General features: G+C 70.5%; 12 protein-coding genes. 5 read left to right on the top strand and 7 right to left on the bottom strand.

What is annotated here, in order from left to right:
- Window positions 1-18 precede the first annotated feature (18 nt).
- Together O0S08_RS35110 and O0S08_RS35105 are read right to left on the bottom strand one after the other, a co-directional pair.
- On the bottom strand, window positions 19-1443 hold the full coding sequence (locus O0S08_RS35110; protein ID WP_269033807.1) for a tetratricopeptide repeat protein: 1425 nt from the start codon (window positions 1441-1443) through the stop codon (window positions 19-21).
- Between the two features lie 525 nt (window positions 1444-1968).
- Window positions 1969-2091 (bottom strand): hypothetical protein, encoded by a 123-nt coding sequence (locus tag O0S08_RS35105; protein WP_269033806.1) that lies wholly within the window; start codon window positions 2089-2091, stop codon window positions 1969-1971.
- A 449-nt stretch (window positions 2092-2540) separates the two neighbouring features.
- On the opposite strand from O0S08_RS35105, the gene O0S08_RS35100 reads away from it, so the two are divergent.
- Window positions 2541-4061, top strand: a complete 1521-nt coding sequence (locus O0S08_RS35100) for a 2OG-Fe(II) oxygenase (protein ID WP_269033805.1) — start codon at window positions 2541-2543, stop codon at window positions 4059-4061.
- A 6-nt stretch (window positions 4062-4067) separates the two neighbouring features.
- Complete coding sequence (locus tag O0S08_RS35095) at window positions 4068-4982, top strand: AraC family transcriptional regulator (RefSeq protein WP_269033804.1); 915 nt, start codon at window positions 4068-4070, stop codon at window positions 4980-4982.
- A 54-nt stretch (window positions 4983-5036) separates the two neighbouring features.
- On the opposite strand, the gene O0S08_RS35090 is transcribed toward O0S08_RS35095, so the two are convergent.
- Window positions 5037-7142: a 2Fe-2S iron-sulfur cluster-binding protein gene (locus O0S08_RS35090; protein WP_269033803.1), complete on the bottom strand. Its 2106-nt coding sequence runs from the start codon at window positions 7140-7142 to the stop codon at window positions 5037-5039.
- Window positions 7143-7264: 122 nt separating this feature from the next.
- Here O0S08_RS35090 and O0S08_RS35085 point away from each other — a divergent pair, with 122 nt between their 5' ends.
- Both O0S08_RS35085 and O0S08_RS35080 read left to right on the top strand, forming a co-directional pair.
- A complete protein-coding gene (locus O0S08_RS35085; RefSeq protein WP_269033802.1) occupies window positions 7265-7777 on the top strand; it encodes an ArsR/SmtB family transcription factor in 513 nt (170 codons plus the stop codon).
- The gene (locus O0S08_RS35080; protein WP_269033801.1) at window positions 7774-8661 is read left to right on the top strand and encodes an SRPBCC family protein; all 888 of its coding nucleotides are present in this window, start codon (window positions 7774-7776) and stop codon (window positions 8659-8661) included. The genes O0S08_RS35085 and O0S08_RS35080 overlap by 4 nt, the downstream gene beginning before the upstream one ends.
- 141 nt (window positions 8662-8802) lie before the next feature.
- Here O0S08_RS35080 and O0S08_RS35075 read toward each other — a convergent pair whose 3' ends face one another.
- The 4 genes from O0S08_RS35075 to O0S08_RS35060 all read right to left on the bottom strand — a co-directional run bounded on the left by O0S08_RS35075 (window position 8803) and on the right by O0S08_RS35060 (window position 13650).
- Entirely contained in the window at window positions 8803-9783 is a 981-nt protein-coding gene (locus O0S08_RS35075) for a TolB family protein (RefSeq protein WP_269033800.1), read from the bottom strand.
- A 477-nt stretch (window positions 9784-10260) separates the two neighbouring features.
- The gene (locus tag O0S08_RS35070) at window positions 10261-11607 is read right to left on the bottom strand and encodes a hypothetical protein (protein ID WP_269033799.1); all 1347 of its coding nucleotides are present in this window, start codon (window positions 11605-11607) and stop codon (window positions 10261-10263) included.
- 208 nt (window positions 11608-11815) lie between these two features.
- The gene (locus O0S08_RS35065) at window positions 11816-12610 is read right to left on the bottom strand and encodes a LytR/AlgR family response regulator transcription factor (protein ID WP_269033798.1); all 795 of its coding nucleotides are present in this window, start codon (window positions 12608-12610) and stop codon (window positions 11816-11818) included.
- Window positions 12607-13650 carry a sensor histidine kinase gene (locus tag O0S08_RS35060; protein ID WP_269033797.1) on the bottom strand — a complete coding sequence of 348 codons (1044 nt, stop codon included), beginning with the start codon at window positions 13648-13650 and terminating at the stop codon, window positions 12607-12609. Before O0S08_RS35060 ends, O0S08_RS35065 begins: the two co-directional genes overlap by 4 nt.
- A 646-nt stretch (window positions 13651-14296) precedes the next feature.
- On the opposite strand from O0S08_RS35060, the gene O0S08_RS35055 reads away from it, so the two are divergent.
- Window positions 14297-15376, top strand: coding sequence for an MBL fold metallo-hydrolase (locus tag O0S08_RS35055; RefSeq protein WP_269033796.1), 1080 nt, complete (start codon window positions 14297-14299; stop codon window positions 15374-15376).
- The last annotated feature ends 3 nt before the right edge of the window (window positions 15377-15379 follow it).

Genomic DNA, 15379 nt, shown 5'->3' with positions numbered 1-15379 from the left:
TGCATGTGTGAGCGCCGCTCATTGCCCGGTCCCGGCGGCCTTGGCCTCGGCGTCCTCGGCCTGGCGCTCGAGCTCGAGCAGTCGCTTCTGCTCCGCCAGCTCGGCGGCCTTCGCCTGCGCCGCGAGCTCCGCGGCCTTGGCGCGCAGGTCGGCCGCGACGCCCGCGAAGCGGATCGACTCGTCGATGGTGGCGATCCGGTCCTTCACCAGCAGGACCTCGTGCTTCCACTTCTTGTCGGCGCCGGCGACCGCGAGGAACTTGTCGTAGTGGCCCTTGGCGACGGTGATGAGCTTCACGTTCGCCTTCTCGTCGACGCTGTCCTGCGTGCTGATGTGGTCCTGGTAGAGCACCCCGAGGTTGAACAGCGGGCGCGGGTCGGTGGCGTCGAGCCGGAGCGCAAGGGTGTACGACGACTCGGCATCCTTGAACTTCTTGAGCCCGCGTTGCGCGACCCCGAGGGCCAGGTGGGCCTCGACGTTCTTGGCCTGGCGCGGGTCCTTCAGCGCGAGCTGCAGCACCTTCTCTGCGGTCGCGTAGTCGCGGAAGCGGATCGAGATGAAGGCGATGTTGAGGTTCGCCTCGACGTGGCCCGGCTCGATGCGCGTCGCCTCCTTGAACGCCCTGAGCGCGTTCACCTGATCTTCGCGCTCGAGCAGCAGGAGCCCCTGGATGTTGTAAAGGTCGGGCGACTCGCGGCCCCGCTCCTTGAGCACGCGGAGCCCCTGCGTCACGACCAGGTTCGCCAGCACCAGGTACGACTTGTCCCGGCGGCGGCCGCGATCGTAGTAGATGCGCGCCAGGTTCTCGTAGGCGGTCTGATTGTTGGAGTCGATCGAGAGCACGGTCTGAAGCGACCGCTCGGCCTCGGTGAACGCGCCGCCGTCGGCGCGGCCGACATACTGGTTGCGCAGCAGCCCGGCGACGTTGTTGCGGGCGGACTGGGCGGTCAGCTTGTCGGCCTCCACGCCTCGCTTGAACAGCTCGAGCGCCTTCGCCTCCTGACCCTTCTTCCAGTAGATCACGCCGAGGTTGTTGTAGGCCAGGTCGAACTTCGGCACCGCCGCGATCAGCTGCTCATAGATGGCCTCGGCCTTGTCCGTCTGACCGCACTGCTCGCGGACCACCCCGGCGTTGAACTCGGCGATCGCCATCGGCGCGCCGTGGGCCTGGTACACCTCGTGAAACGCCCCGGCCGCCCGCTCACAGGCGTCGCCGCTCAGCGGGCCGCCCTGCTTGATCGCGTGATAGGTCTTCACCGCGGCGGCGAAGTCGGTCTTGGCCGCCGCCGACGCCTCGGGTATCGCTGCACCGTCGTCGGGCTGACTGGCCTGACCGCCGGGCCCGCTGCCGTCCGGTACCTTGGTCTCCGCGCCCTTCGGTCCACAGGCCGTCAACGCGACGGCGACGATGCTGATGCTCGCAATCTCGATCGGACTCCGCATGGTGGTTGCTCCTTCGTCGGTGGGATTGACCGCACCCCACGACGTCATCGGCCGCGTCGAGCTCCTCGAATCGAGGCACGACCGGCGCGGCTCACAGAGAGCCGTCAGAGCATCGCCATCGGGGCATGCGCCGGTCCGGCCCGCGCTGCCACTGACCCCAAGTGCAGCGCCGCGGACCGCGAGCGGCCGGGCGGTCGGCGAGCGCGGGACGAAGCCCGCCGGCCCGTGGCGCGTGGTCGTCGTGAGCGGCTGGATATCGTCACTGGTCCGCCGCTAACGTGTCGCTCCGCTCGCCGGTCTCGCAGAATTGAATGTCCATCATGATGTGGCCTCCTGGACATGTCTCTTCACTTCAGAAGTCGACGTCCAGTCTCCACCGCCGCGATGAGTCGAGCGAGCCGGGTGCCGCCGGGACGCGCCATGCTCGAGATGTGCCACGCTGTTCCGCGTGGCCGATGCCCCGCTCGGCCGACGCCCCGAGAGCAGCTCCTGCGCCGCCGGGCTGGGGCGCTGCTCAATCCACGTTCACGCGGCCGCGGCCAGCAGCAGGTACAACCCGAGCGGCCCCGTCAGCGTGATCGGCAGGACGGATACTTGCAGCACAAGAATCCCGATCAGGATCCGCTCGGTGAGGCTCATGCCGAACATGAGCAGACCCTAGCAGTGGTCCGTCGCGGAGGCGAGCGGGAGCCCTGTTCGTCGCGGCCGCGAGGTCGCGGAGGAGTGTGGCGGAGAGGGCGAAGCGGCCCGCGCTCTGCTCGATTCTGCCCCAGCGAACCTCGGTCGTCGCGGCGCGCAGATCCATCGCCAGGTTTGCTGGTCGGACCGGCGCTGGCAGCCGTCACGGTGCCACCGGTGATGGCGAGGACCCGGGCGCCGTCGAGCAAGTCGGGCAGCCGCGGCAGGAAGGCCGTGCGGTGTAGATGGCGTCCCTCAGCCTCGGTCCTTGCCGCCGAAGGTAACGGCGCCCCGCTGCTCGATTCGTCGCGCCACACCGCCTTGCACGCGCCGAGGTGATCCCACGGCACTCGCGGCGCCCCGAGGCGCGGATGTTGACGAGCCGGCGACAGGCGAGGCATGACCGATTCCGCATCGTCATGATCCGCCTGACCGCCGACTCACCGCTGTCCGCCGCGCTCGACGCGATCTCCGAGCCGCTCGCGTGCTCCGGCGTGTGTGCGCCGGACGCTCCGCTCGCGCTGGTGTTGGCCGACGACGGCGAGCTCGTCGTCGACCTCGCGGACCCCGACGGCACTGTCGAGCGACTGCTGGCGCATGCCGAGCCCGCCCCGTTCGGCGACCACGAGCGCACGCACTTCGATCCCGCAGTTCGCCGCGCCCTGCGGCTGAGGGACCGCGGACGCGTGCGCCTGCGCGGCTTCGATCCGGCGCGTCACGGCGTGCTCGCGGAGGTCGAGGCGCTGCTCTCGCCGCGTGAGCGTCTGGTCGCGGCGCTGACCGACGTGCAGATCTACCCGCCTGGCGGGCACTTCGTGAGGCACCGCGACACGCCGCGCGATGGCGACATGCTCGGCACGCTGGTCGTGCTGCTGCCGTTGCCGCACTCCGGCGGCGACCTGACGATCCGCGAGGGCGACGTGACGCGAGCGATCCTCCGGGACAGCAGCGGCGCAGCGTCCGATGCGCCGATTCGCGAGGTCGTGCATGTCTTCGAGGACATGCCCGAAGAGACAGCCGGAAGCCGAGAGGTTCGCGGCGGTGAGGCGCGGACTGTCCCCGGGGACAGTCGAGAAGCGCCGCCCGGCGCGCTGCGATGGGCGGCGTTCTTCGCCGATGTCGAGCACGCGATCGACGTCGTCCGCGACGGTCACCGCGTGGTCGTCACGTACGCGCTGTCGCGCTCGGGGGCGCCGCGCGAGCCGACGGACGATCGGGCCGCGCCGTTCCGCGAGGCGCTCGCGCGGGAGCTCGCCGGCCGCGAGCTGTTGCCGAATGGGGGCGTCCTGCTCCTGCCGTGCACGCGGCGGGTGATCGTGCCGCGGGGGTCGAACGCCGGGCCCGCGCTGCGAGACCTCCGCGGCCTCGACCGCGAGCTCGCCGAGGCCGGGCGAGCCCTCGGCCTCGAGGTGCGAGTGCGCCAGTGCGTGGCCGCCAGCGAGGCGGACGCGCCAGTCGACCTCGCCGCCGTCGACCTCGCGCGCCTGCGCGAGGCGCTCGCCGAGCCGTCGCTCGCGGGGCTCGGCGAGCTCGTGACCTTCGCGGAGGAGGGGCACGTCCTCGAGTACCTGGCGGGCGGGGACGCGGTGAGCTCGCTGGCGCCGCTGCTGCTCGCGCGCGACGGCGACGAGTCGGTCCTCGTGCGAGCGCGAGCGCGAGCGACGCTGATCCACGAGGCGTGCTTCAGCGCCGACGGCTACTTCGGCAACGAGCACTACGATGCATGGCTCCACGCGCTCGTCGCGGTCGAGATGGTCATCCCCTCGCTGGCCGCGCGCGGGCTCGTCGAGCCGGAGCCAGCCCGTCGAGTGCGCCACGCGAAGTTCGGCGACGGCACGGTCGTGTCCGAGCAGCGCTCGGACGACAACCTCATGCTCGTGGTGCGCTTCGACGACGGCCAGGAGCGCCGATTGCTGCGGCGGTTCCTCGTCGATCTGTGAGCAGCCATGGCCGCGAAACGGAAGAATGCCTCGTCGCCGCGCACCGTGCATCCGTTCGGTGTGACCATTCGTGGAGACGTCGCCGTCGCCAACGAGCGGATCGACTCGACGCGCCTGCTGGAGCTGGTGGCGAGTCGTTTCACGCTCGAGGCGCGCGGTCGCTGGAAGACCGCGGTCGCGCGCCCGGCCAATGCGATCAGCTTGAGCATGGTCACGGGCGGCCTCGAGACCGAGTTCCACACCCATCGCGAGTCGCAGCTCTTCTATCTGGTGCGGGGGGAGCTCACGTGCGAAGCGTCGAGCGCGCTCTGGATCGTCCCGCCCCAATCGGCGCTGTGGATCCCGGGAGCCGTGAGTCACCGGATACGGGGGCGCGCGCCGCTCGAAGGATACAGCGTCTTCGTCGAGCCCGACGCCGCGCCGAACCTCCCGCGAGAGAGCTGTGCGGTGTCGGTGACGCCGCTCTTTCGCGAGCTGCTGCTTCGGCTCGCCACACGGCCGGCGCTCTACGACCTGGACGGACCGGACGCGCGGCTGGTGAGCGTTCTCCTCGACGAGCTCGCAGCAGTGTCGATCGAGAAGCACCGGCTGCCGATGCCGAGCGATCCGCGCCTCCGACGCCTCGTCGATGCCATGACGGCCGATCCGGCCGACGACGCGACGACGAAGGTGTGGGCCAGGCGGATCGGGGTCGGCGAGCGGACGCTGAATCGCCTCCTCGTGCGGGAGACCGGGCTGAGCTTCGGCCGCTGGCGTCAGCAGCTTCACATCATCCTTGCGTTGCAGAAGCTCTCTCGAGGCGCCACCGTGCAGAGCGTCTCGGAGGAGCTCGGCTATGAGAGCGCGAGCGGCTTCGTCACCATGTTTCGCAAGGCTCTCGGCACTTCGCCGGCGCGTTACATGGCTCGTCGCCTCGGATGAGGCGCCGGGAGCTCGGAGGCGCAGGGCTCGTCACGAGCGCGCCCGTTCGTCGATTCATTCGGCTTCCTCCTCGATCTCGATCGTGGTCGGCGAGAGCGGGCGCGCGACGCACGCGAGGACGTAGCCCCGATCGCGTTCCGCCTGCGTGAGGCTGTTCGGCTCGTCCATCTCGACCTCGCCCGCAGTGAGCTTCACCCGGCATTCACCGCAATTGCCCATCGCGCACGAGAACGGCAGCGGAAGACCCGCGTCGAGACCTGCTTCGAGCAGCGTCTTTCCGGCCGGCACTTCTGTCGCGCCGATCCGCTGTCCCGCCTGCTCGACGAGCAGCGGCAATCGTCGATCCGCGGCGCGTCTGTTCGGACTCCGCCGCGGCGGCGAGAACCGCTCCTCGTGGATGCGATGGGGCTGCACCGCGAGCGCTTCGAAGGCGCGACGCGCCGCCTTCATCATCGGTTCGGGGCCACAGACGAAGAAGTGCGCGTCGGGCGACGGGCCGAGGCGCTCCAGCTCCACTCTCAGGGTCGCTTCGTCGAGCACGCCCGTGCCCTCCGACCAATCCTCGGGCGGCTGCTCCAGGACGTGACGCAGCCGGAAGCGCGCGCCGTGCTCGGAGCGGAGGCGTTCGAGCGTGACCGCGAAGATCACGTCGGGTCGCGATCGATTGCCGTAGAGCAGGGCGATCCGACTCGATGGCTCGTGGGCGAGCACGGTCTGGGCGATGCTGGCGATCGGCGTGATCCCACTTCCGCCCGCGATGAGGACGAGCTCCCGCGACGCGGTCGGTCGGTGCTCGATCGCAAACGACCCCGAGGGACCGATGAGCTCGATCGAGTCGCCCGCTCGAACGCGCTCGTGGACGTGGCTCGAGCACCGGCCGCCGGCGACGCGCTTGATGGTGAGCGCGAGCCGGGGCTCGCCCGGCATCGACGACGCGGAATACGCACGACGCACCTTCTCGCCGTCGATGTCGAGACAGAGCGTGAAGTACTGGCCGGCGCGGAAGTGGAACGGCGCGCCGTCTTCGAGGAGCAGCGTCACGGCCTCGGGCGTCTCGCGGCGAACCGCGACGACACGGACCTTGCGCGTGCCGAGGCCCGGGCGCGTCTCGACCTCTTCGTATCCTTCCTTCGCGAGGTCCTTCCTGAAGCCGATGTCGAGCAGTCGACGGATCGGCGCCGGGAATGCGCCGAGCAGGCGGCCGAGCGAGCGGAACAGCATCGCCTTCGCCCCGCGGTCCTGGTTCCGCGCGAGGTGCCGAGCGGCGAGGGCCATCAGATCTGGCACCTCCGCCCGGTTCACGTGCGACGAGGGCTGCCAGACCCTCGCTTCGCGGAGCGCCGCGTTCGCGACCAGCGCCGCGTGCTCGATCCGGACGCAGAGCGCGAGATGCGGCTCCTTCCCCTTGAGCGCCATCGTCGAGAGAAGGCCCGGCTCGTCGGTGATATAGGCGGTGCCCCGTACGTGCAGGACATCGTGGCGACCGGGCACGACGGCGGCGAGCGAGATCCGATCGCAGGTCAGGAGATTGTGGAAGGTGTCGGCGCGCTGGTTGCCCTTGCGGTCCGGAATGGCGAGCGTGCATGCGTCGAGGAGTCGGATGAAGCCCGCCGGATCGCCGCGCGGGCTCGTGTCGCTCGCGCCCGATCCGTCCCACGAGGAGATCACGGCGAATGGTGACGCCGCGAGGAATGCCGCGATGCCGTGCTCCCGGTGCGATCCACGCGACGGCTTCCAGAGGCCGGATCGCAGGATGCATTTCGGACAATGAACGAATCCCTCCTCGACGTGGATCGACAATCGCCCGCGGCTCCGACCGTCGACGGAGCCGTTCAGACGGAGCGTCTCTCCGACCCCTGGCAAGAGGAAGACGAACGAGACGCCGCTGCCCGGCCTCGGCTGCACGTTCTCTCCCACCTCGACCGTGATGCGCGTCGCCGAGTCGACGCGGACGAAGCCCGGCCGTCCTCCCACGAAGTCGGAGCAGGGCGCGCCCTGCTCGTCGCGCCAGCCGAATCCTGCGATCGGTGAACGCGCGAGGACGAGGCGGCACCCTTCGTCGAGCGTGTCGATCTGCTTCATCGTCACCGCCGGAATCGGCCGGCCCACCACGGCTTCGACCTCGGCGACGCTCGTGAGTCTGTGCATGACGAGAAACATGGCAGTACGCGCGGCGTGACGGCATCACGCAATTTGGACAAAATATTTTGCGATCCGGACATGCAGCCGCCGCCCTGCGCGAGCAACTCGCTGTCGTCGATTGCGAGGGCAGGGCGAGGGCGGTGCTCGACATCAAACCGCCGCTGCGGGCGCGCGGCGTGCGACGGGCCACCGCCGCGACGCGTAACCAACTCTTGACGCGTGCGCGGAAACATGTAACCTCTCTTTTACACATGACCTGTACGCCCGCAGCGACCGCCGAAACGCTCGACGCCGTGTTCTTCGCGCTGTCGGACCGCACGCGCCGCGGCCTGCTCGAGCGGCTGCGCGGGGCCGAGGAGACCGCGGGTGCGCTGGCGCAGGGGTTCGCGGTCACGCGCCCGGCGGTCTCGCGGCACCTGCGGATCCTCCGCGAGGCGGAGCTGGTGGTCGAGCGGCGGCGCGGGCGGGAGCGGGTCTACACGCTTTCGCCCGCGCACCTGGCGGCCGCGACCGCGTGGCTCGACGCCTACCGCGTGTTCTGGACGGCGCGCCTGCGCGACCTCCGGGACCTGGTCGAATCCCTGCCCGACGACGACGAGCCCCCCGCGCCGGCACGCACGCCGACGACCCGCAACAAGAGGAGAACGAGATGAGCGAGCATCCCCCCGCATTCGAGCACCGCGCCAGCTTCCCGCTGCCCGTCCCCCCGCCGCGAGCCTTCCGCGCGCTCGTCGAGCCGTCCGAGCTGTCGCGGTGGTTCGCCGAGCACGTCGCCGTCGAGCCGCGCGTCGGCGGGAGCTTCGCGTTCCACGGCCGCGCCACGCTCGCCGCCCCGGGGGCGGACGGGGCGACCCAGCGCCTCGTCGCGTTCGAGCCCGGCGCCGGGGTGGCGTTCACCTGGAAGATCCACGGCGTCGACACCGAGGTGCGCTGGTCGATCGCCCCGGCCGACGACGCCGCGACCAGCACCCTCGAGGTCGTCCACGCGGTCCGCGGCGCCCTGCCGTTCAAGCGGCCGCGCCACGTGATCGATGATTTGTGGCGCCTGCACGCCGGCAACCTCCGCGATCACCTGGCCGAAAGGACAGACGGCGTGGTGCTGCCGGACTTCGCCGGCGGACGCGCCGAGGTGCGCGTCTCGATCGACATCAAGGCGCCGCCGGCCCGGGTGTTCCGCGCGCTGCTCGACCCGGCGCTGATGAACCGCTGGCTCTTCGGGGCCGCGCAGGTCGACCTCGAGCGGCGCACGATCTCGTACGGCTGGCGCTACGAGATCGAGGGCCGCAGCGTCGACGGCGGCCCGACGCGGATCGTCGAGCTCGTCGAGGACGAGAAGCTGGTCACCGACTGGACCGACTGGCGCGGCGAGCCCGATCAGCCGAGCACGCGCGTGACCTGGCTGCTCGAGCCGCTGGCCGGCGGTGCGGGCACCCGCCTGACGATCGTGCACGACGGCTTCGGCGCGCCGGTCGACCGCAGCGACTACCAGCAGGGCTGGTACGGGTTCGCCGAGCAGCTGCGCAAGCTGTTCGAGTGACGCGAGCTCGGGTGCCGGCGAACGCCAGCTTCAGGCTCATCGAGCGCTCGGCGGCGTCGCGAGGCGCCGCTCGTCGAGATGGCGCCCGAGGTCCATCGGGTCACCGCACCGGGCTGCGACGGGCGACGCTGCAATGAGCATTCACGGCAGCCCGAGCGCGCGCATCGATACGCGATAGATGTCGCCCTGCTTGCCGTCGCCGACGCCGGCGACGCTGCGATCGTCCCGCGGGTCGTCGAAACGCGGGCCGAGCGGCCCCGTGTAGCGGCGATTGCTGCTGAAGTACAACCATTCGCCGTCGGGCGAGACGCTGTGATTCCACTCGGAGGCCGCGGTGTTGAGGCTCGCCAGCGGGCGCGCGGGCTCCCACGCGCCGTCACGCCGGCGGCTGAAGTAAAGGTCGTAGCTGCCGACCGAGTCGACGCGGCGCAGCCCGGCGAAGATCAGATAGCTCTCGTCGGGGGAGATCCACGGCTCGACTTCGAGGCCCGGCGTGTTGATCGCGGGGCCGAGGTTCTCGGGCGGCTGATAGACGCCGTCGACGCGACGCGCGACCCAGAGATCGGTGCCGCCGTGGCCGCCGTGGCGCTCGAGCCCGAAGTAGAGGTTGCCGCTGGCGGCGATCGCCGGCGACCACTCGTCGACCGCGGCGTCGTTGACCGGCTCGGGCACGCGCTGCGCAGGCCCCCACGAACCGTCCGGCGCGCGCGGGGCGAACCAAATGTCATAAGTGGTGCGTGGCCCCGGCTCGTCGGGGCCGATCGGGCGGTTCGAGATGAAGTACACGGCGTCGCCGGCCGGCGAGAGATGCGGGTCGGCGTCGCTCCACTGCCCGGCGAAGCTCGGGTGCGCCGGCTTCGACCAGCGACCGTCGGCGCCGAGCCGCGTCTCGAGGATCTCGTAACGATCGAAGGACGGGTCGGCGCGGCCGAACAGCACCTGCCGCTGATCGGGCGAGAAGGCCATGAAGAAGTCCCAGGCCCCGGTCGTGAAGTGGCCGGCGCCGTACAGCTCGACCCCGGGGTCCGCCGCTCGCGGCGCGGCGTCGACCGGCCCGCGACCACCGACCGTGCACGCGCACGCGGCCAGCAGCGCCGCCCTGCCGTGAATTGCTCGCCTCATGCGGGTGCCATACGAGAACGAGCGCCGGCTGTCAAAGCTGTCGGCGCTGCGCCTGCTCGATCCGTCGATGTGGCGCTCGGACCAGGCGGGATGCGGCGCGCCTCGCAGGGGCGATTGCTGTGATGATGATCGCCGGCATGCGACCGGCGAAGAGCCAAAGCCTGGGATGTACGCCCGGCCGGCTCGTTCACAGGTACGAGTACGGACCTGCGCGTACGCCCGTGCGAATGACGAGCGGTCGAGCGGGCCGGGTGGGCGTCGAGGTCTGCGGTTGCTGCGGCTGGGGCTTGGTGTCGGACTTGTTCATGGTTCCCACGACGGAGAGGCGGGCTCGCGTCGCAAGTCGCGGGCCGCGGAGGTCTGGCGATCCGTGACAAACTGCACGGGCGCCTCTTCGCCCCGGCGTCCCGCAGTGGACCGGCCCGGCGCCGACGTCCCGTCCGCCGCCGCGGTGGACCGGCCCGTCGCCGCAGCCCCTCAATCGTCCGAACGATGGGCTCGCTTCGCGGGCGGCTTGCCGTCCTCGTCCAGCCGCGCTGCCCACGGCTTCGCCCACGCTGCAAACGCGCGGTACACCGCCAGCATCGACGCCTCCGTCGGGTCTCGCTCGAGCTCGAGCACTGCACGCACCACCCGGAGCATCGCCCCCCGGACCGCCGCATGTTGCTCGCTCAACGCGTCGAGCCCCGCCGCGTCGCCGTCGTCGAGGAGGTGCAGCGCGAGCCGCCCCACGAGGTCCGTCGTGATCGGGCCCTGGCAAGCCGCCCGCAGCGCTGCGCGGGCGTCCATCCCCTGGTCGAGCTCGAACCGCGCCAGCGCCTCGTGCCTCCTGCTCGTGTTCGCATCCCACTCGACGGCGTCGATGGTGCCGCTGGCGATGGGGACCACCGACGAGCGCGCCGCGACCTCGCGCAGCGCCCGGTGGATCTCTTCACTGTCAAACCCGCGACCCATCAGCGTGCAGCAGGTCGACCGCACCGTCAACGGCGCCTCCGCGGCCACGGCGAGGATCCGCGGCAGGTCCTCCGCCGTCCCGCACGCCAGGAGTGTTTTCATCGCCCGCTGCCGATCCGACGACTCCTCCTCCGCTCCGTCCACCAGCGCCCGCAACTCGGCGAGCATCCCCGCCGGCATGTCGACCTTCGGCGCCGCCCGCTCGACGAACGACTCCGCGTACCCGAGCCACGCGTCGTCGTAGTGCTCGTCGCCCTCCTGCAGGAGGCGCAGGCACGCCTCGTAGGCCGCTTGCGCCTCGTCGTGACGACCGACCCGCCCGTACGCGTGCCCGAGGCAGCGGTACGCGTGGCCGAGGCCCTTCTGCTCCGTCCAGCCCTCGAGGTGCGGGGCCCAGCGGAACATTCGTTCGTAAAGCTCCGCGTTCCACAGCACCAGGATGGTCTGCTGCACCGCGGCGAAATCCTCGCCGGCACCCTGCAGCCGCCCGAGCGCCAGCGAGATTCGCATCCCGCACTCGACCAGCGCCGGCTCGTGCGCCTCGACCAGGAACGTCCCGAAGTTGTGCCAGCTCCCCGCGAGCTCCGCGTGCAGCGGCCCGAACTTCGCGTGCTCCGCCGCGATCAGCCGCAAGTGCGCCGTACAGGCCTTCTCGCGCTCGTACTCCCCCTCCCAAAACTTCGCCAGGTAGTACCAGGCCGCCGCGACCAGCGCCCCGTCTCCCGTCTTCCGCGCCCATCGCAGCGCCTCGCGATACGCCGCCTCGCGGGCCTTGAGCCCGTCCGGCTCCTTCGCCTCCGCGCGCGCCTTGTCATAGACCGCGCTGACGCGCTGGTACGCCGGGGGCTCGAGGACTTCGTGCTCGTACACGGACGAGAGGGTGGTCCACCGTCCGCCCGCACGCAAGCCGCCACGGCGGGGTTCCAGCAGGGCCCCAGACGCTCGGGATCTGCGCGATCGCGGACTCGGGGCCATGCGGGGCAAGGTCGACGCGAGTATTCCGGTCGAATTGAATATGTCCGATAGGTCATGTCCAAATAACCAGCCGATCGCGCCCGTCGTCACGACCTCACCGATATCAGCCTCCGGCACGACCCATGCGGCGCAACCCCGTCGCGCTGGCCAGCAGCATGTCGCGCAGCTGTTGCGCGCGCTCACGAGCGACAGGCACGTGGATCCCGCGACCGTCCGCCACGAGCCCGTCGCCGACCCATACCCGGGTTTCGCTGTCGCGCTCGAACTCCTTGATGTGCTTCACGTTGACCAGCCAGTTGCGGTGGACCCGAGCGAGCGCGCGGCCGAAGGACGCCTCGATCGCGGACAGCGACAGGTCGACGTCGAAGACGCCGTGGGCGGTGTGCACCCGAGTCAAGCGTTCCGCCGCCTCGAACGCCCACACCTCGTCGCGGTCGAAGAAGACCAGGCTCTTCTGCCGCCGCGCGGCGATCCGCAGGGGCCCTGCTGGTTGCAGCCGCGGGCGGCGTGCCCGGAGCCGGCGCAAGCACTGCTCGACACGTTGCTCGGTGAACGGCTTGAGCAGGTAGTCGGCGACTCCGAGGTCGTACGCTTCGAGCGCGTGCGCATTGAAGGCGGTCGCGAGTACGAGCAATGGCGGCCGGGACAGCGCCGCGAGCTCGCGCGCGATGTCCAGCCCCTCGTTTCGCCCGCCGGACAGCCGAACGTCGAGAAACACGACATCGAACGCGAGACGCCCGTCGCCGAGCAGGATCTCCCGCGCCTCCGACGCGGACGCGACCGCGCCCGTGACCTGAGCCAGGTTGGAGCCGTCCACGAGCTCGACGAGGTAGTTTCGCGCCGTCCACTCGTCCTCGACGACCAGTGAGCGCAGCTTCTCGCCGTCCTCCTGGCTCATGCCGCACCCGCCGAAGCCACGGGGACCTCGATGATCGCCGAGGTCCCTTCGCTCGAAGACTGCAAGCGCAGGGCCGACCCGGAGCCCCTGAGCTCGAGTCGACGACGCACGGCGCGGAGGCCGAGCGCGCCGGAGCGCGGCTCGCTCGTCGACAGGCCCGGGCCGTTGTCCGTCACCGTGCACACGAGCTGCGACCCGGCGCCGGCGCCCCGGAGCATGGCACGCACGGCCACCCGGCCGCCGCCGGCGCGACACAGCGCACCATGCTGGACCGCGTTCTCCACCAGGGGCTGCAGCAACAGCCGCGGCAGCAGCACGCCGCCGACATCGGGAGGGACGTCCCAATCGAAGCGGAGCGCGTCACCGTGGCGCGCCTCGAGGATCTCCGCGTAACGCCTGAGCCACGTGACCTCCTGGTCGAGCGTCTGCATCTCGTCTTGCTCCTGCAGCGAATCACGCAGCAGGTCCCCGAGGCATCCGATCAGGCGCCGCGCCTCACGCGGATCTTGCGTCACCAGCCCGGCGATCGTGTTGAGGGTGTTGAGGAGGAAATGCGGCTCGAGCTGCGAACGCAAGCGCGCCATCTCCGACGAGGTCCTGAGCTGCTCGGCCTCGAATCGCAGCTGCTCCGTCTCGAGCTTGCGGAGCTGGGCCTGCTCGGCCACGTGCGGGGACACGAAGGCGAGCCCCCAGATGCCGGCGATGAGGACGCCGACCATGGCGCCGAACCCCGCGGCGAGCGGAAGCGGAAGCGGCCCCTTTTCATCGAGCTCGAGGCCCAGGAGCCCCTCGGACACGAACACGAAGGCGAGGGCGAAGAGCGCCCCGACGGCCATGGCGACCAGGAGGCAGGCGACGAACAATTTCGTCGCACCGAACCGCCGCTGGACGCCGTGGTCGAACGTGACCGACAGCGCGAGCACCTGCAGCGGAGCCTCGACCACCCATAGCAAGCACCGCAGCGCGATGCTCACAATGCGCTCGCCTTCGAAGAATTCGGGGGCGGTTTGCAGCAACCCGACGCCGACCGCCAGGGCCATGCCGACCGACCAACGCCGCCGCGCGAAGAGCGTCGGATGCTGCGGAGCTGAACCTCCCACGACGTCTCCAGGCTAGCTCCCCGCTCTGGCGGTCGTCAAGGCGGCCCGTCCACGCCACACTGCTGCTCGAGCCCGTCGCGCACCAGGCTGTCCGGTCTCTCCGGTTCGTCCATCCGACGACCCGGCTCGTCGCAGGCCCACGACGGTTCGTCGGAAGTCAATGGCAGAGCGCCCCGCCCAATGCGAGCACCAACCCCTACTTCACGCAGACAAGCTCGACGCTGCGCCTGGGCGATCGCAGGGCCACCCCGCCGAGTGTGCGCGCGAGCGCCGGATGCAAGCGTCCGACAGAACCGGCGCGAAGCGGCGCGCGCGCCCCTCTGGCCGGGTCGACGAGCAGGTGAGCGACGGTCTCGGCGAAGTAAAGATGTCCCGAGAGACAGAATGTCCGAAAGGACATACCATCTCATGATCTTTCAAAAACATGTCCTTTGGGACATCCTATCACCGCGCCCCCGAGCCGCCGGCGCCGCTGCTGAGACGCCCCCCGATCCGCCGCTCCGGGCCCGCTGCACGCCCGGCGTAGCCGACTCCGGTCCACCTGTCCACGGTTGATGCCTGCGCGAGGGTGGCGTACGTTCGCGCCATGCGAAAGCTCTGGACTCCCTTGCTCTGTGTACTCGCATGCGGCGGTGAGGGGCCCGCCGCCAGCGACGGGACCACCACCGGCTCGACGACCACGACCACGACCACGGGCACGGCCACGACCGAAGGCGACGCCACCACCACCACCGCGGATCCGGGCACGACGACGAGCACCCCCTCGACGAGCGACGACAGCACCACCGGCTCCACCACCGGCTCCACCACGGGCGCCACCACCGTCTCCACCACCGACGCCACCACCGGCGTGCAGGAGTGTGCGGGCGAGCTCCCGGCCCACTGGATCGACGGCATCGACTGCGGCAGCGAGCCGCAGGTCCAGGTCCATCAATACTCCGCCGACACCTGGATCCTCCGCCAGTCGCTGTGTACCAGCTTCGAGGGCCCCTTCATGATGCTGCTGTTCGGCTCGGAGCGCGCGCTCCTGCTCGACACCGGCGACGGCGGCATCCCGATCGACGACATCGTCCACGGCCTCGTCGACGACTGGTCTCAGGCCCACGGCGGCGCCCCGATCGAGCTCGTCGTCGGCAACACCCACGCCCACGGTGACCACGTCGCCGGCAACGACCTCTTCGTCGGCGACGCCAACACCAGCATCGTCGGCGTCGGCGAGGCGGCCGTCCGCCAGTTCTTCGGCATCGACGGCTGGCCCGAGCAGATCGTCCAGTACGATCTCGGCGGCCGCGTCCTCGACATCGTCCCGCTGCCCGGCCACGAGAAGGCCCACATCGCCGTCTACGACCCCGCCACCGGCGTCGTCTTCACCGGCGACACCCTCTACCCCGGCCGCCTCTACATCAAGGACTTCCCCGCCTACGTCGCCAGCATCGGCCGCCTCGTCGACCACCTCGCCGACAAGGAGGTCTGTCGCGTCCTCGGGGCTCACATCGAGATGACCAACACCCCCGGCGACGACTTCGAATTCATGCAGCCCTCGCACCCCGACGAGCACCCGCTCGAGCTCGAGCTCGCCCACCTGCTCGAGCTGCGCGACGCCGTCGAAGCCATGCAGGAGCCCGTGCTCGAGGTCCACGACGACTTCATCGTCTACCCGCTGTGAGCG

Source organism: Nannocystis punicea (assembly GCF_026965555.1).
GTDB lineage: Bacteria > Myxococcota_A > Polyangia > Nannocystales > Nannocystaceae > Nannocystis > Nannocystis punicea.
This window is presented reverse-complemented; position numbering and strand designations above follow the sequence as displayed.